The organism is Cellulomonas sp. McL0606 (assembly GCF_058248365.1).
In genome coordinates this window covers 4,143,720-4,165,261 of sequence record NZ_CM177779.1, presented here as the reverse complement: position 1 = coordinate 4,165,261, position 21,542 = coordinate 4,143,720, and the positions used below count along the sequence as shown (strand labels likewise).

Below are 21,542 nucleotides of genomic sequence, written 5' to 3'. Positions count from 1 at the left end.
GCCGTCGAGGCCGGTCTCGTCCAGACCGACGGCAGCACCATCACGTTCCGGCATCCCCTCGTACGTTCGGGGGTGCTCCAGACCGAGACCGTGGCCCGACGACAGGGCGCCCACCAGGCGCTCGCCGACGTGCTGGAAAGCGACCCCTTCCGGCGTACGTTGCATCGCGCGCAGTCGATCGTGGGTCCCGACGACCAGATCGCCGACGAGCTGGAAGCGACAGTCTCCGAGTCGCTGGACCGCGGTGCCGTCATGTCTGCGGTCTCCAGCCTGGAGCGCTCTGCGCGGCTGTCCAGCCGATCCGCAGACCGTGGTCGGCGGCTTGTGCGGGCGGCGGTGTACGCCTTCGAGATCGGTCGCGCCGACGTTGTGGAGCACCTTGTCCGAGAGGCGGAGCTGACCGAGCTCGACACGATCGACGTGGTGCGCGTGGAATGGCTGAGGCAGTCCCTCAACGACGACGTGCGCGCCGACCCCGAGCTCATGATGCGCCTGTGCGCGAGCGCCAGGCGGGCAGTGGACGCCGGCGACGTGGACCTGGCGCTGAACATCCTGATCGCGACGGCACTGCGCTGCTGGTGGGCGGACGTGGGCGCCGATGCCCAGAAAGAGGTTCTCGACACCCTCGATGCGCTGCCGTTCGCGCACGACGACCCCCGCTATAACGCCGCGCTGGGTCTGGCCGAGCCGGTCCGCCGTGGCGCCGACGTCATGGCGCACTTGTCCGGGGTGGATCTGGACGCAGTGACGGACGCCGACCTGCTGCGAACCTACGGGATGACCGCCTACGCGATCGGCGACTCGGTGCTGGCCACGGATCTGCTCGACCGGGCCGAGCAGGCACTGCGGGAGAAGGGGCGCCTGGGACTGCTCCCGGTCGTGTTGGCGCTCCAGTTCCACATTCGTCTGGACCTCGGGGACTGGACGGGGTCGGCCGCCGCCTCGCAGGAGGTCGACCGCGTCGCTGTGGAGACGGGGCAATCGCTCTTCGCCTTCAACAACGTGCTCGTCCTGTCACGTGCCCTGGCGATGCGCGGGGAGTGGGAGGCGGCGCTCGAGCTGGTCGTCGGTGCAGAGAACGACGCCGTGCGCCTTCGCCTCAACGACGCCCTGTGCCTGAGCTACCAGACCCGAGGCGCGGCCCTGCTCAGCGGGGATCAGCCGGCCGAGGCCTTCGCCTGTCTCAAGCGCCAGTTCGATCCGGGTGACCCGGGCTACCATCTCAGGGAGTCGTTCGCCGGCGTGGCCCTGATGGCCGAGGCGGCTGTCGACTGCGGGCGGATCGACGAAGCGCGCGAGATCCTGGCCGCCCTGGAGTCCGTGGCCCGCGCGACGCCTGCACCGATCCTGCAGGTCAACCTCATGTACGCCCGGGCTGTGCTCGCGGCACCGCACGAGGCCGAAGAGTCGTACCGAACAGCGCTGGAGCAGGACCTGTCGAGGTGGCCGTGGGTGCGAGCCGCATCTGTCTCGAGTACGGCCGATGGTTGTGGCGTGCCGCCCGTCCGGTCGAGGCTGTCCAGCACCTCACGGCTGCCGACGACGTGTTCCGTACGATGGGCGCGACGCGATGGACGCGGCGCGCCCAGCGGGCCCTGCACGAGATCGCTGCTTCGTCCCCGCACCAGGCGGGCAGGGAGTTCGGATGAGAGCGGATCTGATCGGTCGCGACTCGGGAGCTCGACACCCTGTTCGGTGCTATCGGCAGCGTCGAGGTACATGGCCAGGCGATCCTGCTCACCGGTGACCCCGGAGTCGGCAAATCGAGCATTCTTCGCGCAGCCGCCGAGATGGCAGGAAAAGACGGCCGTCTCGTCCTGCGCACCTCCGGCATCGAGACGGAGTCGGCACTGCCCTATGCGGGGCTGCACTACCTCTTGGCGCCGCTCCTGGGCGCGGCCGACACGCTCCCGCCGGTTCAGCAGCGGGCCATCCTCACGGCGTTCGGGCTCGCGGACGGGCCGGCGCCGGAGGTCTTCCTGATCGCCCTGGCGGCTCTCGGCCTGATCACCGGGATGGCGGTGTCGTGCCCGGTCGTCGCCGTGATCGACGACATGCACTGGTTGGACCCGCCGACCAACGACGTCCTGGCGTTCGTGGCGCGGCGGATCAGTCAGGACCCGGTGGTCATCATCGGCGCCGTGCGGCCGGGCCACGACATCGCCTACTCCGCGTCCAAGCCGTACGCGATCGACCTCCGGGGGCTGGACGACGGCCAGTCGCGCGAGGTCCTCTCCCACACCGCGATGGACCTCAGTCCACGCGACCGGCAGATGATCCTCGACCAAGCACGGGGCAATCCGCTGGCGCTCACCGAGCTGCCGGCTGCCTGGCGGTCGGCCAGCCGGTCCACCGTCAGCTCGGTCTCGGCCGTCATGCCTCTGAGCGGTCGGCTCGAGAGAGCCTTCGCCGCGCGCGTCACGGAACTGCCGGCGCCCACCCGTGACGCGTTGCTCGTTGCCGCCGTCAGCTCCGAGGGCACATTGTCGGAGATCCTCGCTGCGGCCTCGCTCCTGCGCGGGACGTCGATCACGACCTCCGACCTGGAGGCCGCCCAGAGTGCAGACATCCTCCGTTTCGATGAGGCGAAGATCGAGTTCCGTCACCCCCTCGTCCGCTCGGGAATCCTGCAGCACGAGTCCGTGGGCCGCCGGCAAGCCGCCAACGCGGCCATGGGACACGTTCTCTACGACCAGCCGTACCGCCGTGCGTGGCACCGGGCCCAGGCGGTCTACGGCCCGGACGACGCTGTCGCGGACGAGCTGGATGCGAGCCATTCCGAGTGCATCAGACGGGGCTCGATCGTCGCCGCGATCTCCGCGCTGGAGCGGTCTGCGCAGCTCACCACCAGCGCACACCCGTGGCCGGCGACTGCTGCTCGCGGCGCAGCTGGCCTTCGGGCTGGGTCGGGCTGATCTGGTCGACCACCTCGTGACGGCCGCCGAGCAGAACGACCTGTCCGACCTCGACCAGGCGCGCGTCGAATATCTCCGGGAGATCTTCAACGACGGTGCACCAGGCGACTCACGCCGCGTCCTCGATCTGACCAACAGCGCGCGCCGGTCGGCGGCCGCCGGGGACGACGACCTTGCGCTCGACCTGCTCCTTGGCGCCGCCCTGCGGTGCTGGTGGGCGGACACGGGAGCGGCGGCGCGCGCCCGGGTCGCCGAGGTGGTCGAGGGATTGACCCTGCCGCAGGACGACCCGCGGTGCATCGCGTCCATCGCGATCGCCGAGCCCCTGTTGAAGGGAACCCAGACGATCCAGCGACTCTCGGCCATCCGGGTCGAGAGCATCACCGACGCCGAGCAGCTGCGGCTTCTGGGGATCGCGGCTCGGGTGGTGGGCGACGAGCCCCGGGCGGCGGACTTCTTCGACCGGGCCGAGGCCAAGCTGCGCGACCAGGGAAGGCTCGGACTCCTGTCCCACGTCCTCGCCGTGGGCGCCGCGGTCCACGTCGAGCTCGGAGACTGGCGCAAGGCGGTGGAGAACGTGGAGCAGGGCCTGCAGCTCGCCGAGGAGACCCGTCAGCCCAACTGGAGCACGGGTATCACGGCCGTCGAGGCCATGGTCGCCGGGCTGACCGGTGACACGGAGAAGGCCCACCAAAGGGCCGACGAGGTCGAGCGAGCGTCTACCTCGCGCGTCATCAACGACGCCTTGTGCAATGCGCAGCTGGCCCGCGGGTTCGCCTACCTCTCCGCTGGTCATCATGCCGACGCCTACGCAGCGCTCAAGGTGGTCTTCGACCCCACCGATCGCCACCATCACTCGCGGGAGCACCTCAGCGGTGTCATGTTCCTCGCCGAGGCGGCACGGCACTGCGATCAGGTCGACGACGCACGCCACATCATCGAACGGGTCGAGAAGATCGCCGAGGTGACAACCTCGCCGGTCCTGGCGACCCAGCTCCTCTACGCGCGTGCGGTGCTCGCCGACGATGACACGGCCGAGGCGCACTTCCTCGACGGCCTCGCCTACGACCTCACCCGATGGCCCTGGACGAGATCCAGCTCGCGCCTACGGGTACTGGCTGCGTCGTCAGCGCCGGGTCGCCGAGTCGCGCGAACCCCTCTCCGCGGCACTCGTGACGTTCGATCGGATCGGCGCGACCGCGTGGGCGCAGGAGGCACGGTCCGAGCTGCGAGCCACCGGGGCCCGCGACGCCGCCGACGACCCCACCACCGCCGTCGCGCGCCTCTCCGCGCAGGAGCTGCGGATCGCCCGGCTCGCGGCGACGGGCTTGTCCAACCGGGAGATCGGCCAGCAGCTGTACCTGTCGCCCCGCACGGTGGGCGCCCACCTCTACCGGATGTTCCCCAAGCTTCGGCATCAGGACCCGCGCGCAGCTCGGCGCTCGGCTCGAGGCCGAGCAGGTGTAGGCCGGCGCCACCTCACCCGGCGGGCGGAGAGATCAGCCCGCGCGAGGTGGTGACCAGCACCACGCAGTTCTCGTCGGCGACCAGGCGGAGCCCGTCGAGGGAGCCCGAGAGCAGGTCACCCGGGTACCCGACGGTCACGAGGCGACCGAGGTAGAGGTGCAGACAGCCTTGCAGGACCTGGATCGTCCACCCAGCGACGCCGAGCTCGTAGCCGAGCAGCGCCGTGCCGGCGCGCATGGCGAGCACGCTCTGCCGGACGTCGACGTCATCGACGTCGAACAGAACCGACGTGCTGCGTCCGGAGTCGGCGTAGGTGGCCCGGAGCAGCTCACGCCGGGCCACCGTCAACAGAGAGGTCTTGGCCATCGCCGATCCCCGGCCGCCGCCCCGCTCAGACCTGCGAACCGAGGCCCTGCTTGTCGAGCCACCGCAGCGATGCGTCGGCGATCTCCTGCCACCCGTGGTCGATGGTCAGGGAATGGCCGCGGTCCTCGAACTCGATCAGGTCAGTCACCGCCGACGAGTGCTTGTACTGCTTGAGCGTCGACTTGGTGATCGCCTCCGGGACCGTGTGGTCCTGACCGCCCATCACGAGCAGCAACGGGCCACGCTCCTCGTTGCCGGTGGCGACCGCTGCCGGGGAGTGCAGCGTGAAGTTGGCCGCCGCAGCCTCGAAGAGGGGCTTGCCGGGCGCGGGGATCGCCCACTGCTCGAACAGCTCGTTCGACTCTTCCTCGGACAGAGCGTTCCCGAAGCTGTAGCGGAACTGTTCGGCCGTCAGGGCGACCGCGTGATTCTTGTTGGCCGGGTTCTTGAACACCGGCAGGGTTGCCCGCAGCGCCGACAGCGGCAACGGGAGCACACCCTTGATCTGGGCGGCGTCGATGGCGACCGCGGCGGCGGCCTTGTTCATGCCGAGGAGCTTCTCCGCGATCATGCCCCCGAAGGAGTGACCGACCAGGACGGGCGGCTGGTCCAGCCCGTCGATCACCCGCACATAGTGGTCGATCACGTCGTCGATGCCGACGCCGGCGATGAGTGACGGGTTGCTGCGCGCCTTGTCGACGGTGGACGGCACACCGGGCCACCCGGGTGCGATCGGTGCGAAGCCCGCTCGTTCGAAGTGCTCGATCCACGGCGCCCAGGAGGCTGGCGTGGATCCACAGCCCGTGGATGAAGACGACGGGCCTGGCGTTCTCGGTCATGACTGCCTCCGCTGCGTGGGTTGGACCGGTGGCTCGATGCTCACCGACCGGCGCTTCGCGGACTTCAGTCACCTGACTGCTTCTGGCCGACGAGCTCGACCGCCGGACGGGTGCCCGCTGGACCCGCGGTCTTCCGCACGGTCGGGTGCAGCGCAACCGGCGTCCCCCGTACCGGCGCACCCGAGCGCCGCGGCCGCGCCCCAGCCGGTCGGGCGGGCAGTCACTTGACTCAAGCGCGACCGCGACGGCCGACCCGAGAGTGAACGAGGGCCGAGCCGCCTGCACCGCACGTCACCGAGGAGAGCGCATGACCGCCCTGAGCACGCATCCACTGCCCACGACCATGACGGTGCTGAGAGCACACAGCCGGGGCGGGCCCGAACAGCTCGCCTTCGAGGCGGCGCCCGTCCCGGAACCGGGGCCGGGCGAGGTCCTGGTCGCGGTGCACGCCGCCGCCATCACGTTCGACGAGCTGCGGTGGGACGAGACGTGGACGCACCTGCCCAGCACCCCCTCCCACGAGTGGTCGGGCGTGGTCGCCGGGTTGGGAGCGGACGTCGCCGACGAGTCGGGCTGGCCGTCGGTGACGCGGTGTTCGGACTGGTTCCCTTCGACCGGGACGGCGCAGCCGCCGATTACGTCGTCGCGCCGGCCGACCGGGTCGTCCCGAAGCCGACATCCCTGACTTTCACCGAGGCCGCAGCGCTGCCGCTCGCCGGCCTGACTGCCCGGCAGGCGGTGGTCGATCACGGGGGCGTGGTGGCCGGTGACCGCGTGCTGGTGCTGGGCGCCGCGGGCGGTGTCGGAGCCTTCGCGGTCCAGTTCGCGCTCAAGCGAGGTGCACGGGTGACGGCGACCGCGCTCTCGCGCGACATCGCCTTTGTCGCCGCGCTCGGCCCCGAGCTCGTCTACGCGAGCGACCGACTGGACCAGGCGCCGCTGGACGCCGCGTCCTACGACGTCGTCATCGACACGGTCGGCGGGCCGGTGACCTGGGACGCCATGGCCCTTGCGCGTCCGGGCGGCAAGTACGTCACCCTCCAGGTCCCGCCTCCGGCCGAGCGGCTCGCCGAGCTGAACCTGGTCGGCGCGTTCTTCATCGTCGAGCCGACCCGCGACGGACTGGTCCAGCTCGGCGCCGACGTCGACGCCGGACACCTCCAGGTCACTGTCGCGGCCACCTACCCGCTGGCAGTCGGCCGAGCCGCCTTCCAGACCGGTCGGAACCTGAACCGGCCACCGGGCAAGACCGTCCTGGTCGTGCGCGGCACCGCCCCCACCGATCCGACGGAGGAATCATGACCACCGCGTTCGACCAGACCACCCCCGACACCGACCGCACCGACCCGTTCCAGCGGGTCATCGACAACCTCGACGCGAACTTTGGCGTCGCGCCGGCCCGCCGCGCGGCGCACGCCAAGGGCGCCGTGCTCACCGGCCTGTTCAACCCTTCCGTGGAGGCGCCGAGCGTGTCCCGGGCCGCTCACTTCGCTGGCCGCGTGCAGGTGGTGGCGCGGTTCTCCAGTTCCCGGGCGGTGCCCCGCACCCCGACGCCGCGCCCGAGTGCAACCCCCGCGGGCTGGCCGTCCAGTTCCGGCTCTGCGACGGGGGGACCACCGACCTGCTGGCCCACTCCATCAACGGGTTCCCCGGCCGGACCGTCGACGACTTCTCCGACTTTCTCGGCGCGATCGCACCTACCTCACCCGGGCCGCAGGAGTACCTGGCCGGGCACCCAGCCGCAGCTGCCTTCGTGCACGCCGTCCAGACCCACGGGGTGCCGGCCAGCTTCGCCACGCTGCCCTACTTCCCGGTCAACGCCTTCCGGTTCCACGCGCAGGACGGCACCGAGACGACCGGCCGCTACATCTGGACCCCGGTGGCCGGGCACCACGTGCTCACCGACGCCGAGGCTGCGACGAAGTCGGACAACTTCCTCACCGACGAGCTGCGGACCCGACTGCAGTCCGAGGCGGTGTCGTTCGTGCTCGAGCTGCAGGTCGCCGAGCCGGGCGACATCACCGACGACGCCAACGCCCAGTGGCCGCAGACGCGGCGGCGCGTCAAGCTCGGGACGCTGCACCTGACCGATCTTGTGCCGGAGAGCGCGGCGGCCGAGCAGGGTCTGTTCTTCGACCCCGTCCGACTCGTCGACGGGATCACCCTCTCCGACGACCCTCTCTTGGTCGGTCGGACGCGGACGTATCCCCTCTCCCTGGCGCGACGACACAGCGACGGCTAAGCAGCCGACATGAGCCTCGCCAACGTCGCCGTCATCGTCGCGATGGCGGCGACGATCCCTCTGCTCGCTCGTGCCGTACCGGGCGGGGTCGTACCCGGCATCGTCATCGAGATCCTGGCCGGCCTGCTCGTCGGGCCGCACGGGCTCGGCTGGGTCTCGATCGACGGTGCGGCGAGCACCCTGGCCCTGCTCGGGGTCGCCTTCCTGTTCTTCCTGGCTGGCCTCGAGATCGACCTCGGTGCCATCCGAGGTGGGGTGCTGCTGCGGTCCGTCGGCGCCTACTGCGGCGGCTTGGTGCTGGCGCTCGTCGTCACGGTGGCCATGCACGCAGCGGGTCTCGTGCAGGCGCCCGTGCTGCTGGCGGTGGCACTCTCGGCGACGGGTCTCGGCCTTGTCGTCCCCCTGTTGCGAGACGCGCAGCTGCTCGGGACACCGACCGGCGGAACCATCGCGTCGGCGGCGAGCGTGGCGGAGTTCTCGGCGGTGGTGATCCTCGCTGTGGGCTTCGGTGCGGGCCGCAGCCCCCTCCTCAGCGCAGCCTTCTTGGCCGTCCTCGTCGTCCTGACCCTCGTCGTGACGATCGCAGGACGACGACTGGACGCCGAGACGAGACTGACTGCCGTGGTCGACCGTCTCTCCGACGGCACTGGGCAGCTGCGGGTCCGCATCAGCGTTGCCCTGGTGATCGGGTTCGCCGCCCTCGCTCAGCTGCTCGGGCTCGAGGTCGTCCTCGGTGCCTTCTTCGCGGGAGGGATCCTCAACGTTCTCGACCACGGCATGCGCGACCCCGCCTTCCGTGGCCGGCTGGACGGCATCGGCTACGGCTTCTTGATCCCGATCTTCTTCATCGTGAGCGGATCGCGGCTCGACCTTGGAGCATTGAACCTGTGGCCGGATCTGTTGGTGGTCGTCCCGCTCCTCACTCTGGCCCTACTCGTCGCGCGGGGTGTGCCCGCCCTGCTGCTGGGGCTCCCGAGGGGGGGCCGGGTCGGTTCGGGCCTCCTGCTCGCCACCTCGTTGCCCTTCATCGTCACCGCCAGCCAGGTCGGCCTCGAACAAGGGCGGCTCGATACAGCAACAGCCGCCGCAGTCACTACCGCCGGCCTCGTCGGCGTCTGCATCTTCCCGACGCTCGGCGTCAGCGCGCTGGCGGCGCGGAACGTTTCGGTCCGCCTCGTTCGACACGGGCCCGGATGATCTTCCTGCCCACTCGGAAGTGCCAGAACTGGAGCGAAGGGCGTCTCAGGTCTGGTGAGGGCCTCACCTATGCGACGTCGGGTTGGGTCATCAGAGGCGCGCGGAGGTGCAGCTCGAGGCTGGCCGAGGTGAGCGGGACCGTGCTCCACGTGGCGACTGCCGTCCTGCGCTCGGCATCGAGCATCAGCTGGACCCGGTGCGGAGTGGTGATGGGGTAGAGCTCGGCGACGAACATGTCCCCTCGCCAGGCGCCGGTGGCCAGGAGAGGGCGACCGAGCGGTAGCTCTCGTGCCACTCACCGAAGCCGACGGCGAGCTCGATCGTTGGGCCTAGTGTCAGGCGCCAGCCGCCGGGGAGCGGATCGAGGGTGACCGCTGTCGTGTCTGGCAGAGCGGAACGGGGCGCCGAGGCGTCGATCTCGGCCGACGCGGCGCGGTGAGGGTCCGCCGAACCGGGGACCCCTGGTAACGCCAGGGTCTTCAGCCGTGCAGCGAGGACGTCGTCGTCCCCGAAACTCGCGGCGTCGTCCAGGCCGGGCAGCAGGCAGTCCCGAACCGCGCCAACGGCCGCCCCGTGCGGCCCGTCGCCCGCTGTCATCGCCACGACCAGGTCGTGCTCGGGGTAGACCATGCACAACTGCTCGAAGGCGCCCTCGCCTCGGTACCCGTCGCGCGACATCCAGAACTGGTACCCGTACCCGGAAGCTCGAGTCGTCGTTCAGCACGTCGTCTACCGATCCTGCGGTCTCGATGTGCCGGCTCGTCGCGAGCCGCACCCATTCGCCAGGGACCAGCTGCTGACCGTTCCAGGTGCCCTCTCGCAGCAACAGCTCACCGAAGGCGGCGACGGCCTCGGTCGTCAGGTGCAAGCCGTGGAACCCGAACGCGGCGCCGCTGCCCACCCGGTCCCACTCCGCGTGATGGATGCCCATGGGCTGGAACAGGCGATCGTCAAGGAGCCCGGAAGGCTGCTGCCGGTCACGCGCTCCACCATGCGAGCCAGGACGTAGGTGGTGGCGTTGTCGTACACATGCCGCGTTCCCTCGGCCTCGGTGAACGGGACGCGCAGGAACCCCTTGGTCAGGTCATCCGGTTCGAGCCGCCACGCTGCGTCGAGACTGTCTGTCGCGTGACCGGTGGTCATCGTCATCAGATGGTGGACGGTGAGGCGGCGTCCCTGGTCCGAGACGTCGCTGGGGACGTGGTCGGGAAGAACGTCCACCACCCGGTCGTCGAGGGCGAGCAACCCGTCCGCTACCGCCACTCCTACTGCCATCGAGGTGAAGGACTTGGTCAGGGAGTAGAGCAGATGCGGGCGTTCGGGCGAGTACGGCGCCCACCAACCCTCAGCGATGACGTGACCGTGTCGCAGCACCATCAGCGAGTGGCACTCGACGGACTGCTCCCTCAGCCGGTCCAGCAGTGCGTCGATGGAACGAGCGGAGACTCCCCCAGCGGCCGGGGACGACCGCGGTAGCAAGGGCATCTGTGGTTGCACGCCGGTGACCCTAACCGCGCGAAGTTCGCTGGGTGGCCACATTGTGACCGCGACCACCATCGTCGCGGTCATCGGCAGGCTCGATCGACTCGCCCCGCTGTCTCGTGTTGCTACGCGGCCTCGCGCACGAGGATTCTGGCGTGGTTCGGATCGGGGAACGACGAACCAGTCCGAACCGCCGTCTCGAGGATCGCGCCGAGGTGCTGGGCCGCGAGGCTGATCCCCCCCATCGCGACGGCCTCCGAGCCCAGGGTTGAGACGACGACGGTCGGCGGCAGGGGGCAGAGGGTGGCCAACGTGCGGGTGAACCGCGGGAGGAAGACGTCGGCGCCCGGAGAGCTGCCCCCGCCGATGACCAGGAAGCTCAGGGTCGAGGGCGAGCGACATCGCGGCCGCGCCGGACGCAAGATCGTCGGCGAACTCGTCGACGGCAGCGAGCGCCCCCGGGTCGCCGGACCTGGCAGAGCGAAGATCTGCTCGCGCGCTGGGCGAGGGCTGCTCAGGACGTCCTGCCCGTACAGCTCGTTCAGCTCGGCCCACTTCAGCTCGCGCATCTCGCCGACCGTGCCAGCGGCACCGTGGACGCCGCGATGCACCTTGCCGCCGACGATCGCTGCCCCGCTCGTGCGTCGCCCACACAGCACGTAGACCACGTCGGAATGGCCTCGAGCGGCGCCGTACGCGAGCTCGGCGTGCGCGCCGAGGGGCACGTCCCCTTCGACAAGCACTGCGCCGTCGAACTCGGCGGCGAAACGGTCGCGGAGGTTGAGGCCCACCCATCCGGGCATGCCGGTTCCGCCGAAGTGCAGGACCCGGCCGTCCATGCCGATGGCGCCGGGGGATCCGATGGTCACAGCCCACGGGTCGCTGCGGTCGAGTGCGACGGTGCCCAGCAGGCGATCGCAGAGCCGCAGCGTCCCCGTGATGCGCTCGTCTGCTGGGTCCGTCTCGGACACCGGTCCGGCGAGCTGTCCGAGGATCGTTCCCGTGAGGTCGGTCAGGACGGCGAACACGTGGTTCGCGCCGATGTCGACCGACAGGAAGTACCCGACGTCCTGCGGCATCCCGTAGGTCATCGCCGGGCGGCCGACGCCCCGCACGAGTGCGTTGTCGGCGGCGGTGATCCAGCCCATGGCCGACAGGTCGGAGACCACGGCGTCGACGGCGGTGCGCGACAGACCGGAGGACGCCGACAGCTCTCGCAGGGTCTGGGGCTGATTCATGATCGACCGCAGGACGCCCAGGGAGTTCATTCTGCGCAGCAGAGACCGGCTGCCCATCGAGCTGGCTGAGGTGTCGACCATCGCCTCGCGAGACATCCCGTCCTCCCCTTGCGCTTTATATCGCCACGTTGCATTATTAAGTCCTGCAGCCCCACACTACTGGGGTTGGCCCGCGGCGGCTGATCGTTTCGTCCGGGGACGTGCACAACAATCGCGCCAACGGTGGCCACTCAGGTCGGGTGCGGAGAGGCGCCCGATGACCGACCTTCGATTGCAGCGCAGAGCGCGCGGTACGAGTGTGACCGCGCTGCCGGCGCGACGAGGCTCGCGTGGCGACGGGCGAGTCGCGTTGTTCTTCATCGCACCCGTCCTCATCGGCTTCGGCGTCTTCTACCTGTATCCCACGGTCCGGGGTCTGTGGTGGTCCTTCACCGACTACAGCCTGCTGGCGGCACCTGACTTCATCGGTGTTCAGAACTACGCCGACGTCCTGCGCGACCCAGAGTTCTGGAACTCGATGAGAGTGACGCTCTACTACGTCGTGGTGAACGTCGGGTCCCAGACGACGATCGCCCTCCTGCTTGCAGCGCTGATGCATCGACTCACGCGCTCGGTCGTGCTGCGCACCACGCTCCTGCTGCCATGGCTCGTCCCCAACGTGACGGTCGGACTGATCTGGTTGTGGCTTCTGGACACGAATCTCGGATTCGTGAACCACGTCTTGGGCTCGGTGGGCTTCCACAAGGTCGGCTTCTTCACCGACCCGTCGTTGGTCATCCCGACGATCGCCCTGATCAACACCTGGGCCTACGTCGGTTACACGGCGCTGCTGTTCTACGCCGGGATGCTCCAGATCCCGCAGGACACGTACGAGGCCGCCTCGATCGACGGTGCGGGCGAGGTGCGGACCTTCACTCGGATCACGCTGCCGCTCCTTCGCCCGATCGTCGCACTCGTGCTGGTGGTGTCTCTGATCGGCTCGTTCCAGATCTTCGACACCGTCGCGGTGACGACGAAGGGCGGCCCGGTCAACGCGTCGCGGGTCATCTACTACTACATCTACCAGCAGGCCTTCACGTACTTCCACATGGGCTACGCAGCCACGATGGCGATCTTCCTCGTGCTGCTGCTCGGGCTGCTCACCTTCGTCCAGCTGCGTCTGTTGCGCGCCTCGACGTCTCAGATCGCCTAGGGAAGCCGACATGACCACCTCCGTCAGCCGTCCCCCCGCACCGCTCGCCGAGCCTGCGCCACCCGGGCCCCGGCCGCGCCGCCAGCGGGCAGCCCGCCGCCCCTCGCCGGCCCGTGCCGTCGGGTGGATCGTCCTCGTGGTCGCGATTCTCGCGACCTTGTTCCCCTTCTACTGGATGGTCAAGTCGGCGCTGACACCGGCGGCGGACATGATCGGTGACTCGGGCAAGTTCTGGCCGACGAGCCCGACGATGATCAACTTCGCGCGAGTGCTCGGGCTCACCACAGAGCAAGAGACACGAGCTGCGGGCGGCAGTGGCGCATCGATCAACTTTGCGCTCTTCCTGTGGAACTCGGTCGTCTACTCGGCGCTCATCGGGTTCTTCCAGACGCTGTTCTGCGCGATGGGCGGGTACGCCTTCGCGCGACTGCGGTTCCGCGGGCGCGACGCGCTCTTCGGCATCCTGCTGGCCGCACTCATGGTGCCCGGCATCTTCACGCTCCTGCCCAACTTCGTGCTGGTACGCGACCTCGGTCTGCTCAACACGGTCTGGGGGATGGTCGCGCCGTCGGTGCTCATGACGCCGTTCGCACTGTTCTTCCTGCGCCAGTTCTTCCTGAACATCCCGGCCGACGTCGAGGAGGCAGCGATGCTCGACGGCGCGGGCAAGATCCGGATCTTCTGGCGGGTCGTCCTTCCCATGGCCCAGGGCCCTCTCATCACGCTCGGGCTGATCACGGTGGTGTGGTCGTGGAAGGACTACCTCTGGCCCCTGCTCATCGGTCGCGACGAGTCGGTGCGCACCGTGACGGTCGCGCTGGGGGTCTACCTCCAGCAGTCCCCGAACACCCAGCCCGACTGGACGGGTCTGATGGCGGCATCGACGCTCTCGGTCGTCCCCGTCGCCCTGCTCCTCGTCATCCTCGGCCGACGCATCGTCGAGTCACTCAACTTCACCGGCATCAAGTGAAGACCTCAGCTTCCCCCGCCATCAACAACACGACAAAGGAGTGCGTGCTCGCATGAGAAGCAAAACGGTCCTGCGCGGAGCAGGTTTGGCAACCGCGGCCATCGTCCTGGCGGCGACGACCGGATGCTCGTCCAACAGCGATGACACGGCCGACGGAGGCGGCGCGACGACCATCAACTACTGGCTCTGGGACGACGCACAGCTTCCGGCGTACCAGCAGTGCGCCGACGACTTCACCGCGGCGAACCCCAGCATCAAGGTGAAGATCAGCCAGTACGGCTGGGGCGAGTACTGGACGAACCTCGCGACGCAGATCGCCGCCGGGAGCGCTCCGGACGTCTGGGTCGACCAGGCGTCCTACTACCCCCAGTTCGTCGCCGACAAGCAGATCGAGGACCTGCAGCCCTACATCGACAAGGACCCGAAGCCCGTCGACTTCGACTCGTACGTGCCGGGTCTGGCCGACATCTGGGTCGTCGACTCCGCGCGCTACGGGCTGCCCAAGGACTGGGACACGATCGGGCTCGTCGTCAACAAGAAGGCGGCGGCCGACGCCGGCCTCGACGCCGCCGCGCTCGCGGACCTCACGTGGAACCCGGACGACGGCGGGACCTTCCAGCAGGCCATCGCCAAGCTCACCGTCGACAAGGCCGGGCACCACGGTGACGACCCCGCGTTCGACAAGGGCAACGTCGCGGTCTACGGGTTCCTGCCCGAGTGGGCGGACGGCTCCCAGGGGCAGAACCTGTGGGGCAACCTCGCGCAGTCCAACGGGTTCACCTACTCGGACAAGAACCCCTTCGGCACCTCGTTCAACTACGACTCGCCCAAGCTCGCCGAGACGATCGACTGGATGGCGTCGCTCGCTGACAAGGGCTACGCCCCCGCGTTCGACCAGCAGTCCACGCTGTCGCGGCTCGAGGTGCTGCAGGCCGGCACGGGAGCCATGACGAGCATGGGGTCGTTCAACCAGCTCATGTTCAAGGACACCGCGAGCGACTACGTGTTCGCGCCGTTGCCCACCGGCCCGGAGGGTCGCAAGTCCGCGATCAACGGACTGTCTGACGCGATGTACGCAGGCGGCAAGCACAAGGACCAGGCGTGGTCGTGGATCAAGTACCTCGCCTCGTCGGACTGCCAGTCGGTGGTCGGCAAGACGGGCGTGATCTTCCCGGCGAACTCGGACGCGTCGAAGGACTCGGTCGCCGCGCGCGCTGCGCTCGGGCTGGACGCGTCCGTCTTCCTCTCGTACTCCCAGGAAAAGGACGGGACGTTCCTGATCCCGATCAGCGACCACGGCTCCGAGATGTCGCAGATCGTCCAGGACGCCATCCAGAGCGTCGCCCTGGGCAGCAACGACGCCCAGAGCGCCCTCAGTGACGCCAACGCCAAGGTCAACGCACTCTTCAAGTAGGTCGGAAGCCAGAATGCTCACAGATCTCGCCAAGTTCTCCAGCGTCGTCCTCCTCGGCGACCTGTCCCTCCCCATGGCTGCCAACGGCGCGCCGCGCGCGATCGGCGAACGCGAGTTCCTGATCCCGCCCGGTTCGGTCACCCTGGTGCACCCGTTCGAGACCACGGACTTCTTCCGTCACGGATGGAACTCGTGGAGCCCGTCGGGCTGGAGACGGATCGACGAAGCACCGCTTCGCATCTACGGGAGCGAGCAGCGACTGCTGACCGCCGACGACGCGAAGAACGACACACCGCACGCCCATTCGGGCAGCGCTGTGGGTGCGATCACGCTGCCGGACGGCGAGATCATCCTCCTCGGGGCGCTCGGACTGGGCGCCCCGAGGGTGGGGGCAACCGCCAGCACGCTGTGGGGAACCACGGAGGAGCTCGACGGTGAGTGGTACCTGGCCCGTGGCCCTGAGCGCGAGGTGTTCGCCCGGTACGCCGAGCTGATCGCCGAGCGGCTCGGATCTCGCACCGCGTCGGCCGGCCGGGTGTGGTGCAGCTGGTACTCGTACTACGAGGGCCTCAGCGAGGACCTCGTCCGCGAGACCGTCGTCGGCCTGGCCGACCTGCCGTTCGACGTCGTCCAGCTGGACGACGGGTGGGAACGGGCGGTCGGCGACTGGGAGGCCAACGAACGATTCCCGTCCGGCATGCCGGCGACAGCGCAGACGATCCAGGAAGCGGGCTTCCGCGCCGGGCTGTGGCTGGCGCCGCTGATCGCGCTACCCCGTTCCCAGTTCGCCGTGGAGCGCCCGGACCTGCTGGTGCAGAGCCCGGACGGCGGTCCGCTCGTCGCGGGCTACAACTGGGGCGGCCCGTACTTCGCGCTCGACAGCACCCAGGAGGAGGTGAAGGCGCACCTCGGGAGCTGTTCGCTCGAGTGGTCTCGTGGGGATTCACCTACCTGAAGCTCGACTTCATGTACGCAGGGGCGCTCGACGGCGAGAGGAGCGCGCCCGTGCATCGCGAGCAGGTGTATCGCGACGCGATCGAGCTCATCCGGGAGACTGTCGGCGACGACGTGTACCTGCTCGGCTGCGGTGTCCCCGTCGTCCCGTCGGCCGGCGCCTTCGACGGCATCCGCGTCGGTCCGGACGTCGCCGCCTACTGGGAGAACAGCGAGCGGCCAGGGGACCCGACCGGGGTCGGTGCCAAGAACGCGTTCTTGGCATCGATCCATCGGAGCTGGCTGCGGCCCGTGTATGAGACCGACCCCGATGTCGTGTACTTCCGTCGTCGCCGCAGTCTGCTCGACGACGAGCAGCGGCAGCTGCTCCAGGACGTCGCGACCATCCTCGGGTTCAAGTCCACCTCGGACCCTGCGGACTGGCTCGGCGCGGCCGAGATCGCCGAGCTGCGCACCTGGCTCGAGCGCGAGGAGACGGTGACGCAGCTGGGGCGCTACCTGTTCCAGATCGACGACCGAATCGTCGACCTCGGTCCCTTCGTCGACTACCAGGCGCCACCGAGCACCGTCGCCAACTGAATGCTCCCCCGGAGAACCCGACGCCACGCGCACCGGCTGTCGGCTGTCGCGCCTGGAGCCTCCGAGGAACGAGCAGGCGAGCACCCGGGTGCATCGGCTGGCCGGCTGAACCCGGGTCGGCGTGGCCTCTGACGCTAGGCAGTATCTTTGCGCCTAGTTGCCGAGTCTATGAGGAGCCCTAGGGTGCCCAGAAGGTCCGCTGTGACGATGCGGGACGTCGCCGAGCGTGCGGACGTCTCGATCAAGACGGTCTCCAACGTCATCAACGATTTCCCCATGATCCGGCCCCAGACCCGTGCTCGCGTCGAGGCCGCCATCGCGGAAGCTCGGGTACCAGGTCAACCTCACGGCCCGGAACCTGCGGCGCGGCCGCACCGGCATGATCGGGTTGGCGGTCCCCGAGGCTCACCGTGCCGTACTTCGCCGAGCTCGCCGACTCCGTGATGAGGGCGGCAGACACCCATGGCGTGCGGGTGCTCATCGAGCAGACCGGCGCGGAGCGTGATCGCGAGTCTCGCGGTGCTCGGCTCCGAGCTGCGCATGATGACCGACGGCCTGATGTTCTCCCCGCTCGCGCTCGGGCAGGACGACATCGACCGCCTGCAGGTCAACTACCCGCTGGTGCTGCTCGGTGAGCGCATGTTCGGTGGGCCCAACGACCACGTGACGATGCCCAACGTCGAGGGCGCCCGGGCGGCGACGCGGCACCTGATCGAGCTCGGTCGCCGGCGCATCGCCGTCGTCGGCAGTCACGCGGGAGAGGTGGTCGGCTCGGCAGGGTTGCGGCTGGAGGGGTACCGGTTGGCCCTGCAGGACGCCGGCTTGCCGTTCGATCCCGCCCTGCTGGGTGAGGCGGGTCAGTGGCACCTCAGCACGGGAGCCGCGGCCATGAACGCGCTGCTGGACTCCGGCGTGCACCTGGACTCGGTGTTCGGCTTCAACGACGCCATGGCGATCGGTGCGTTGCACGTGCTGCACGAGCGACGGATCCGCGTGCCCTCGGAGGTCGCGGTCATCGGCTTCGACGCCGTGCAGGAGTCCGAGTACACCGCGCCGCCCCTGTCGTCGCTCGACCCCGGGCGCGAGGAGATCGCCGAGACGGCCGTCCGCATGCTGCTGGAGCGTGTGAGCGGGTACTCCGGTGAGGCGCGCCTCGTCCTGACCAAGCACCACGTGGTCGCTCGCATGTCGACCGTCGGCTGACCTCCGGTCGTCCTGCAGCCCCCGAGGGAGCGCCTCAGGCCGGTCCGTGGACGAGGGCCGCGACGAGCATCGGCGGTGCCTGCGGGCTGACCCAGGTCACCGGGCTCGCCACCCTGGCGACCTCGTCCACGACCGCGCCCGGGCCTCCGAGGAGTCCCGCGGTCGCCGGATCCAGGTCGCCCGCGAGCGCAGGGAAGTGGCTCGGGGCGTACCAGACCACCGCTCCGGCCACCCGTTCGTCGTCGCGCCCCGCACCCTCCCAGCCGGAGCCGGCCACCGACGTCAGCGCAGCGAGAGCGGCGAGGTGCCCGCCGGCGGACTCACCCCAGACGGCGAACGCCTGCCGGTCGACGCCGAGCTCGTCGGCTTGCCGGTGCAACCAGCGCAGCGCCGCCTTGACGTCGTCGAGCTGGGCCGGGAACGGGGCCTCCGACGAGAAGCGGTAGGAGACCATCGCCAGCGCGAACCCGGCGCCGAGGATCCGCGCGCGTGACCCGGCCTCGACCAGGAAGGGCCAGTCGTGCTTCGGGCTGCCGACCTGCCAGCCCCCGCCGTGGATCCACATGATCAACGGGAGGACGTCGCCCCGGCGATCCGCCGCGCGGAAGACGTCGAGCGTGAGCTCGCGGTAGCCCGGGCGCTGACCACCGCGTCCAGCCGCTCCTCGACGCCGTCGACGACCCGGGCCGCCGGCACCGGTCCGCTGTCCGGGTCCTCCACGGGCGGCTCGTCGACGGTCATCGCCTTCGCTCCTCGTCGTCGAGGGGGCACCAGAAGAGACCGGAGCACGTCGCCCGGCGGCCCTGACTCTACAACGATGTAATCGGGCTGTCACCCACGCGGGCCGGCCCGTCAGTCAGGCAAGCGTCAAACCCGCCCAGATCGCGGCGAACATGAGTCAGCGGGGTCTCTCCGACCTGCGGATCGACGCGTTTGTGCAGGTCAGAGCGTTGACGGGCAGTTGCGTCACGATTTGGTCACGGATTCTTGTCTGATGCCCACCGCTGGGTTACCCTCACTTCCAACGTTGTAACCGGCAAAAGCGACCCACGTGCAGCAGGCCGCCCAGCAGACAGAAATGCGTCGCCGGTCAAGACCAGAACGAGTGGCCCGTTGATCAAGGAGGATCAGATGCACTTTCGTTCCCGTAAGTCTCTCGCGGTGGCGGCGTTCGCAGCCACCGCGTCCCTCGCCCTGGCCGCATGCTCAGGCGGCGGCTCGGGTTCTGACGGCAACAGCGCCGCCGCTGGTGGCACCACGAACTTGGTCCTGTGGCACGGCTACACCGAGGCTGACGGCAAGGTTCTGGACAAGATCGTCGCCTCGTACAACGCCTCGCAGACTGCCTGCTCGATCAAGTCCGAGCCACTGGCTTGGACGTCGATCTCGGAGAAGCTCCCTGACGAGCCTCGGCGCCGGCAACGGCCCGAACCTCGTGGTGCAAGGCATCGACAGCGGGCTCGGCTACGCCAACCAGGGCGCTTTCCTGTCGCAGCAGGCCTTCTACGACGACACCACGAAGTACCCCAGCTCGACCGCGTTCTACGAGGCGATGAAGCCGCAGGTCACGTTTGACGGCAAGGCCTACGGCGTCCCCATGGGAGTCACGCCGTTCGCGGTCTACATCAACCCCACCCTGTGGGCGGCTGCGGGTCTGACCGAGGCCGACTACCCGAAGACGATCGACGAGCTGATCGCCGTAGCGCACAAGCTCACGATCGACAAGAACGGCGACGGCACGCCCGAGCAGTACGGCATGGCGCTGCAGGACATGGACCCCGGCATGCTCTCGACGATGCTGCACACCGGCGGCGGTGACTACATCACCGACGGCAAGGAGCACCTCGACTCGCCAGAGAACGTCAAGACGATGACGCAGTGGCAGAAGGTGTGGCAGGACAAGGTCAGTCCGACCGGCCTCGACAACACCAAGGCCATGGAAGCTCTTCGGCTCCGGCCGCGCGGCGATGATCTACAACGGCCCGTGGGAGATCACCTCTGCCGACTCCTTCGGCATCAAGGTCAACATGTTCCACTGGCCGAGCGACTGGGTCGCCGGCGTCTACAACTACTTCTACGCGACGTCCATGAACAACACCGACGCCAAGATGAACTGCGCGTACGGCTTCGAGGACTTCTGGAACACGCACGACCAGCAGGTCGTCTGGACCGGGTCCTACTACCCGCCGAACCGGAACGACGTGACGGAGAGCGAATTCGCGTACCCGATCATCGCTGACCTCGCGAAGGCCTCGGACCACTCGTACTACTACGCCACGGGCATCTCGACCTCGGTGACCGACATCACCAACGAGACGAACTCGATGATGACCCAGATCGCACAGGGCGGCGATGTGCAGAAGCTGCTCTCGAGCACCGGGAAGAAGGTCGACGGCTACCTCGCGAGCGAGTAGCTGACAGTTCTGGTGTACCCGGCCGGGCTCTCGCCCGGCCGGGTACCCGGACCCGCGTCCATCCCCTGAAGGGCGGTGCTCGTCGCTATGTCTGACAAAGTGGTCTACAAAGCGTCCAGGTTGTCTGTCACCCGGGCGCAGGATGCCCGGTCGCCCGGCCAGCAGAAGCAGTTCCGAAAGCCGAAGGCGCAGAGCCGCCGGTTCCGAGCCGGCGTTGCCTTCCTCATCCCCGCCTTGATCATCTTGGCGATCTGGGTGTTCTACCCGGCGTTCTACGCGCTGTGGATCTCGTTCACCAATTCGACCGGACTCAACCAGCCCGAGTTCGTCGGGCTCAAGAACTACGCGCGCATCTTCACCGACCCCGACACGCGCGGTGCGATCGTCAACACGCTCGTCTACGCGGTGGGATTCATCCCGCTCGTGATCGCCACGGCCATCGGGATGGCGGTGCTGCTCAACCGCAAGGATCTGCCGTTGCGGGGGATGTTCCGGACGGTGATCTTCCTGCCGTTCGTCATCTCCATGGCGGTAGCCGCGCTGTCGTTCAGCTTCCTGCTCGACCCCAGCACCGGGATCATCCCGTACTGGTTCGAGCAGATCTTCGGACGCGCGATGCCGGATCTGCTCCACAGCACCACCTGGGCCATGCCGACGGTCATCTTCGTGGCTGTCTGGAAGACCTTCGGGTACTTCATGGTCATCTTCATCGCAGGACTCCAAGGAGTCCCCGAGGAGCAGTACGAGGCGGCGCACCTGGACGGCGCCAAGGCCTGGGGGCGGTTCTGGCACGTCACCCTGCCGGGCCTTCGTCCGACGATGACCTACGTCATCATCCTGGCCGCGAACTTCGCCTTCCAGGCCTTCGACCAGATCTACATCATGACCGCCGGCGGCCCGCAGCGGCACACGGAGACGATCGTCTACCGGGTCTACACCGAGGGCTTCACCAACTTCCGGCAGGGCTATGCGGCGTCGCTGTCGTTCGTCCTCATGGTGATCACGATGATCGTCGGCGTCATCCAGCTGACCATCAACCGGCGCCAGGAGAGGGACATGGCATGAGCGCG

At 68.8% G+C, this 21,542-nt stretch carries 23 protein-coding genes and 2 pseudogenes; 17 read left to right on the top strand and 8 right to left on the bottom strand.

The genetic code is table 11. The annotated features are described in order from the left end of the window. Positions 1-1,688 precede the first annotated feature (1,688 nt). A complete protein-coding gene (locus AC38ZX_RS21405; protein WP_491297526.1) occupies positions 1,689-2,915 on the top strand; it encodes an AAA family ATPase in 1,227 nt (408 codons plus the stop codon). A 109-nt stretch (positions 2,916-3,024) separates the two neighbouring features. On the opposite strand, the gene AC38ZX_RS21400 is transcribed toward AC38ZX_RS21405, so the two are convergent. Next, positions 3,025-3,960, bottom strand: a complete 936-nt coding sequence (locus tag AC38ZX_RS21400; RefSeq protein ID WP_491295836.1) for a hypothetical protein — start codon at positions 3,958-3,960, stop codon at positions 3,025-3,027. A 127-nt stretch (positions 3,961-4,087) separates the two neighbouring features. Here AC38ZX_RS21400 and AC38ZX_RS21395 point away from each other — a divergent pair, with 127 nt between their 5' ends. Continuing rightward, a complete protein-coding gene (locus AC38ZX_RS21395; protein WP_491295835.1) occupies positions 4,088-4,435 on the top strand; it encodes a response regulator transcription factor in 348 nt (115 codons plus the stop codon). Here the strand turns inward: AC38ZX_RS21395 and AC38ZX_RS21390 are convergent. Continuing rightward, positions 4,395-4,748 (bottom strand): hypothetical protein, encoded by a 354-nt coding sequence (locus AC38ZX_RS21390; protein ID WP_426593813.1) that lies wholly within the window; start codon positions 4,746-4,748, stop codon positions 4,395-4,397. The two genes, AC38ZX_RS21395 and AC38ZX_RS21390, sit on opposite strands and share 41 nt — an antisense overlap. A gap of 25 nt (positions 4,749-4,773) precedes the next feature. Then, on the bottom strand, positions 4,774-5,481 hold the full coding sequence (locus AC38ZX_RS21385; protein ID WP_491297525.1) for an alpha/beta fold hydrolase: 708 nt from the start codon (positions 5,479-5,481) through the stop codon (positions 4,774-4,776). 413 nt (positions 5,482-5,894) lie between these two features. On the opposite strand from AC38ZX_RS21385, the gene AC38ZX_RS21380 reads away from it, so the two are divergent. From AC38ZX_RS21380 to AC38ZX_RS21365, 4 genes are read left to right on the top strand one after another with little or no spacing between them, the layout of a single operon-like run. Then, positions 5,895-6,272: an alcohol dehydrogenase catalytic domain-containing protein gene (locus AC38ZX_RS21380; RefSeq protein ID WP_491295834.1), complete on the top strand. Its 378-nt coding sequence runs from the start codon at positions 5,895-5,897 to the stop codon at positions 6,270-6,272. Continuing rightward, on the top strand, positions 6,179-6,889 hold the full coding sequence (locus tag AC38ZX_RS21375; RefSeq protein WP_491295833.1) for a zinc-binding dehydrogenase: 711 nt from the start codon (positions 6,179-6,181) through the stop codon (positions 6,887-6,889). Before AC38ZX_RS21380 ends, AC38ZX_RS21375 begins: the two co-directional genes overlap by 94 nt. Further along, positions 6,870-7,829, top strand: a complete 960-nt coding sequence (locus tag AC38ZX_RS21370) for a catalase (protein WP_491297524.1) — start codon at positions 6,870-6,872, stop codon at positions 7,827-7,829. Before AC38ZX_RS21375 ends, AC38ZX_RS21370 begins: the two co-directional genes overlap by 20 nt. Before the next feature lie 9 nt (positions 7,830-7,838). After that, the gene (locus tag AC38ZX_RS21365; protein ID WP_491295831.1) at positions 7,839-9,026 is read left to right on the top strand and encodes a cation:proton antiporter; all 1,188 of its coding nucleotides are present in this window, start codon (positions 7,839-7,841) and stop codon (positions 9,024-9,026) included. 67 nt (positions 9,027-9,093) lie between these two features. On the opposite strand, the gene AC38ZX_RS21360 is transcribed toward AC38ZX_RS21365, so the two are convergent. The 3 genes from AC38ZX_RS21360 to AC38ZX_RS21350 form a co-directional block, all read right to left on the bottom strand. Then, positions 9,094-9,261 (bottom strand): hypothetical protein, encoded by a 168-nt coding sequence (locus AC38ZX_RS21360; protein ID WP_491295830.1) that lies wholly within the window; start codon positions 9,259-9,261, stop codon positions 9,094-9,096. A gap of 623 nt (positions 9,262-9,884) precedes the next feature. Continuing rightward, a complete protein-coding gene (locus AC38ZX_RS21355) occupies positions 9,885-10,595 on the bottom strand; it encodes a serine hydrolase domain-containing protein (protein WP_491295829.1) in 711 nt (236 codons plus the stop codon). A gap of 38 nt (positions 10,596-10,633) precedes the next feature. Continuing rightward, the gene (locus AC38ZX_RS21350; RefSeq protein ID WP_491295828.1) at positions 10,634-11,842 is read right to left on the bottom strand and encodes an ROK family protein; all 1,209 of its coding nucleotides are present in this window, start codon (positions 11,840-11,842) and stop codon (positions 10,634-10,636) included. A 160-nt stretch (positions 11,843-12,002) separates the two neighbouring features. Between AC38ZX_RS21350 and AC38ZX_RS21345 the strand changes: the two genes are divergently transcribed. The 7 genes from AC38ZX_RS21345 (at position 12,003) to AC38ZX_RS21315 (ending at position 18,058) form a co-directional block, all read left to right on the top strand. Then, complete coding sequence (locus AC38ZX_RS21345) at positions 12,003-12,938, top strand: carbohydrate ABC transporter permease (protein ID WP_491295827.1); 936 nt, start codon at positions 12,003-12,005, stop codon at positions 12,936-12,938. Positions 12,939-13,074: 136 nt separating this feature from the next. Then, positions 13,075-13,908 carry a carbohydrate ABC transporter permease gene (locus tag AC38ZX_RS21340; RefSeq protein WP_491295826.1) on the top strand — a complete coding sequence of 278 codons (834 nt, stop codon included), beginning with the start codon at positions 13,075-13,077 and terminating at the stop codon, positions 13,906-13,908. A gap of 52 nt (positions 13,909-13,960) precedes the next feature. After that, entirely contained in the window at positions 13,961-15,322 is a 1,362-nt protein-coding gene (locus AC38ZX_RS21335; protein ID WP_491295824.1) for an ABC transporter substrate-binding protein, read from the top strand. A gap of 13 nt (positions 15,323-15,335) precedes the next feature. Continuing rightward, entirely contained in the window at positions 15,336-16,277 is a 942-nt protein-coding gene (locus tag AC38ZX_RS21330; protein ID WP_491295823.1) for an alpha-galactosidase, read from the top strand. Further along, positions 16,250-16,855: an alpha-amylase family protein gene (locus tag AC38ZX_RS21325; protein ID WP_491295821.1), complete on the top strand. Its 606-nt coding sequence runs from the start codon at positions 16,250-16,252 to the stop codon at positions 16,853-16,855. The genes AC38ZX_RS21330 and AC38ZX_RS21325 overlap by 28 nt, the downstream gene beginning before the upstream one ends. Positions 16,856-17,023: 168 nt before the next feature. Continuing rightward, positions 17,024-17,299: a LacI family DNA-binding transcriptional regulator gene (locus AC38ZX_RS21320; RefSeq protein WP_491295820.1), complete on the top strand. Its 276-nt coding sequence runs from the start codon at positions 17,024-17,026 to the stop codon at positions 17,297-17,299. A 57-nt stretch (positions 17,300-17,356) separates the two neighbouring features. Further along, a complete protein-coding gene (locus tag AC38ZX_RS21315; RefSeq protein WP_491295819.1) occupies positions 17,357-18,058 on the top strand; it encodes a substrate-binding domain-containing protein in 702 nt (233 codons plus the stop codon). A gap of 34 nt (positions 18,059-18,092) precedes the next feature. Here AC38ZX_RS21315 and AC38ZX_RS21310 read toward each other — a convergent pair whose 3' ends face one another. Both AC38ZX_RS21310 and AC38ZX_RS21305 read right to left on the bottom strand, forming a co-directional pair. Further along, the gene (locus AC38ZX_RS21310) at positions 18,093-18,623 is read right to left on the bottom strand and encodes an alpha/beta hydrolase fold domain-containing protein (protein WP_426596030.1); all 531 of its coding nucleotides are present in this window, start codon (positions 18,621-18,623) and stop codon (positions 18,093-18,095) included. Positions 18,624-18,625: 2 nt separating this feature from the next. Continuing rightward, on the bottom strand, positions 18,626-18,799 hold the full coding sequence (locus tag AC38ZX_RS21305; RefSeq protein WP_426593802.1) for a hypothetical protein: 174 nt from the start codon (positions 18,797-18,799) through the stop codon (positions 18,626-18,628). 508 nt (positions 18,800-19,307) lie between these two features. Here AC38ZX_RS21305 and AC38ZX_RS21300 point away from each other — a divergent pair. From AC38ZX_RS21300 to AC38ZX_RS21285, 4 genes and pseudogenes are all read left to right on the top strand, one after another. Beyond that, a pseudogene (locus AC38ZX_RS21300) lies at positions 19,308-19,925 on the top strand (extracellular solute-binding protein); the annotation flags it as partial. Positions 19,926-20,025: 100 nt separating this feature from the next. After that, positions 20,026-20,214, top strand: a pseudogene (locus AC38ZX_RS21295) (hypothetical protein); the annotation flags it as partial. Positions 20,215-20,259: 45 nt separating this feature from the next. Then, on the top strand, positions 20,260-20,472 hold the full coding sequence (locus AC38ZX_RS21290; RefSeq protein WP_491297556.1) for a hypothetical protein: 213 nt from the start codon (positions 20,260-20,262) through the stop codon (positions 20,470-20,472). A 120-nt stretch (positions 20,473-20,592) separates the two neighbouring features. Continuing rightward, positions 20,593-21,537: a carbohydrate ABC transporter permease gene (locus tag AC38ZX_RS21285; protein ID WP_426593799.1), complete on the top strand. Its 945-nt coding sequence runs from the start codon at positions 20,593-20,595 to the stop codon at positions 21,535-21,537. The last annotated feature ends 5 nt before the right edge of the window (positions 21,538-21,542 follow it).

Coding starts and splice junctions, on each gene's coding strand:
- AC38ZX_RS21355 (WP_491295829.1), bottom strand. CDS start 10,595: ATGACCGCGACGATGGTGGTCGCGGTCACAATGTGGCCACCCAGCGAA.
- AC38ZX_RS21380 (WP_491295834.1), top strand. CDS start 5,895: ATGACCGCCCTGAGCACGCATCCACTGCCCACGACCATGACGGTGCTG.
- AC38ZX_RS21320 (WP_491295820.1), top strand. CDS start 17,024: ATGAGGAGCCCTAGGGTGCCCAGAAGGTCCGCTGTGACGATGCGGGAC.
- AC38ZX_RS21335 (WP_491295824.1), top strand. CDS start 13,961: ATGAGAAGCAAAACGGTCCTGCGCGGAGCAGGTTTGGCAACCGCGGCC.
- AC38ZX_RS21365 (WP_491295831.1), top strand. CDS start 7,839: ATGAGCCTCGCCAACGTCGCCGTCATCGTCGCGATGGCGGCGACGATC.
- AC38ZX_RS21360 (WP_491295830.1), bottom strand. CDS start 9,261: ATGTTCGTCGCCGAGCTCTACCCCATCACCACTCCGCACCGGGTCCAG.
- AC38ZX_RS21390 (WP_426593813.1), bottom strand. CDS start 4,748: ATGGCCAAGACCTCTCTGTTGACGGTGGCCCGGCGTGAGCTGCTCCGG.
- AC38ZX_RS21330 (WP_491295823.1), top strand. CDS start 15,336: ATGCTCACAGATCTCGCCAAGTTCTCCAGCGTCGTCCTCCTCGGCGAC.
- AC38ZX_RS21310 (WP_426596030.1), bottom strand. CDS start 18,623: ATGTGGATCCACGGCGGGGGCTGGCAGGTCGGCAGCCCGAAGCACGAC.
- AC38ZX_RS21305 (WP_426593802.1), bottom strand. CDS start 18,799: ATGACCGTCGACGAGCCGCCCGTGGAGGACCCGGACAGCGGACCGGTG.
- AC38ZX_RS21345 (WP_491295827.1), top strand. CDS start 12,003: ATGACCGACCTTCGATTGCAGCGCAGAGCGCGCGGTACGAGTGTGACC.
- AC38ZX_RS21350 (WP_491295828.1), bottom strand. CDS start 11,842: ATGTCTCGCGAGGCGATGGTCGACACCTCAGCCAGCTCGATGGGCAGC.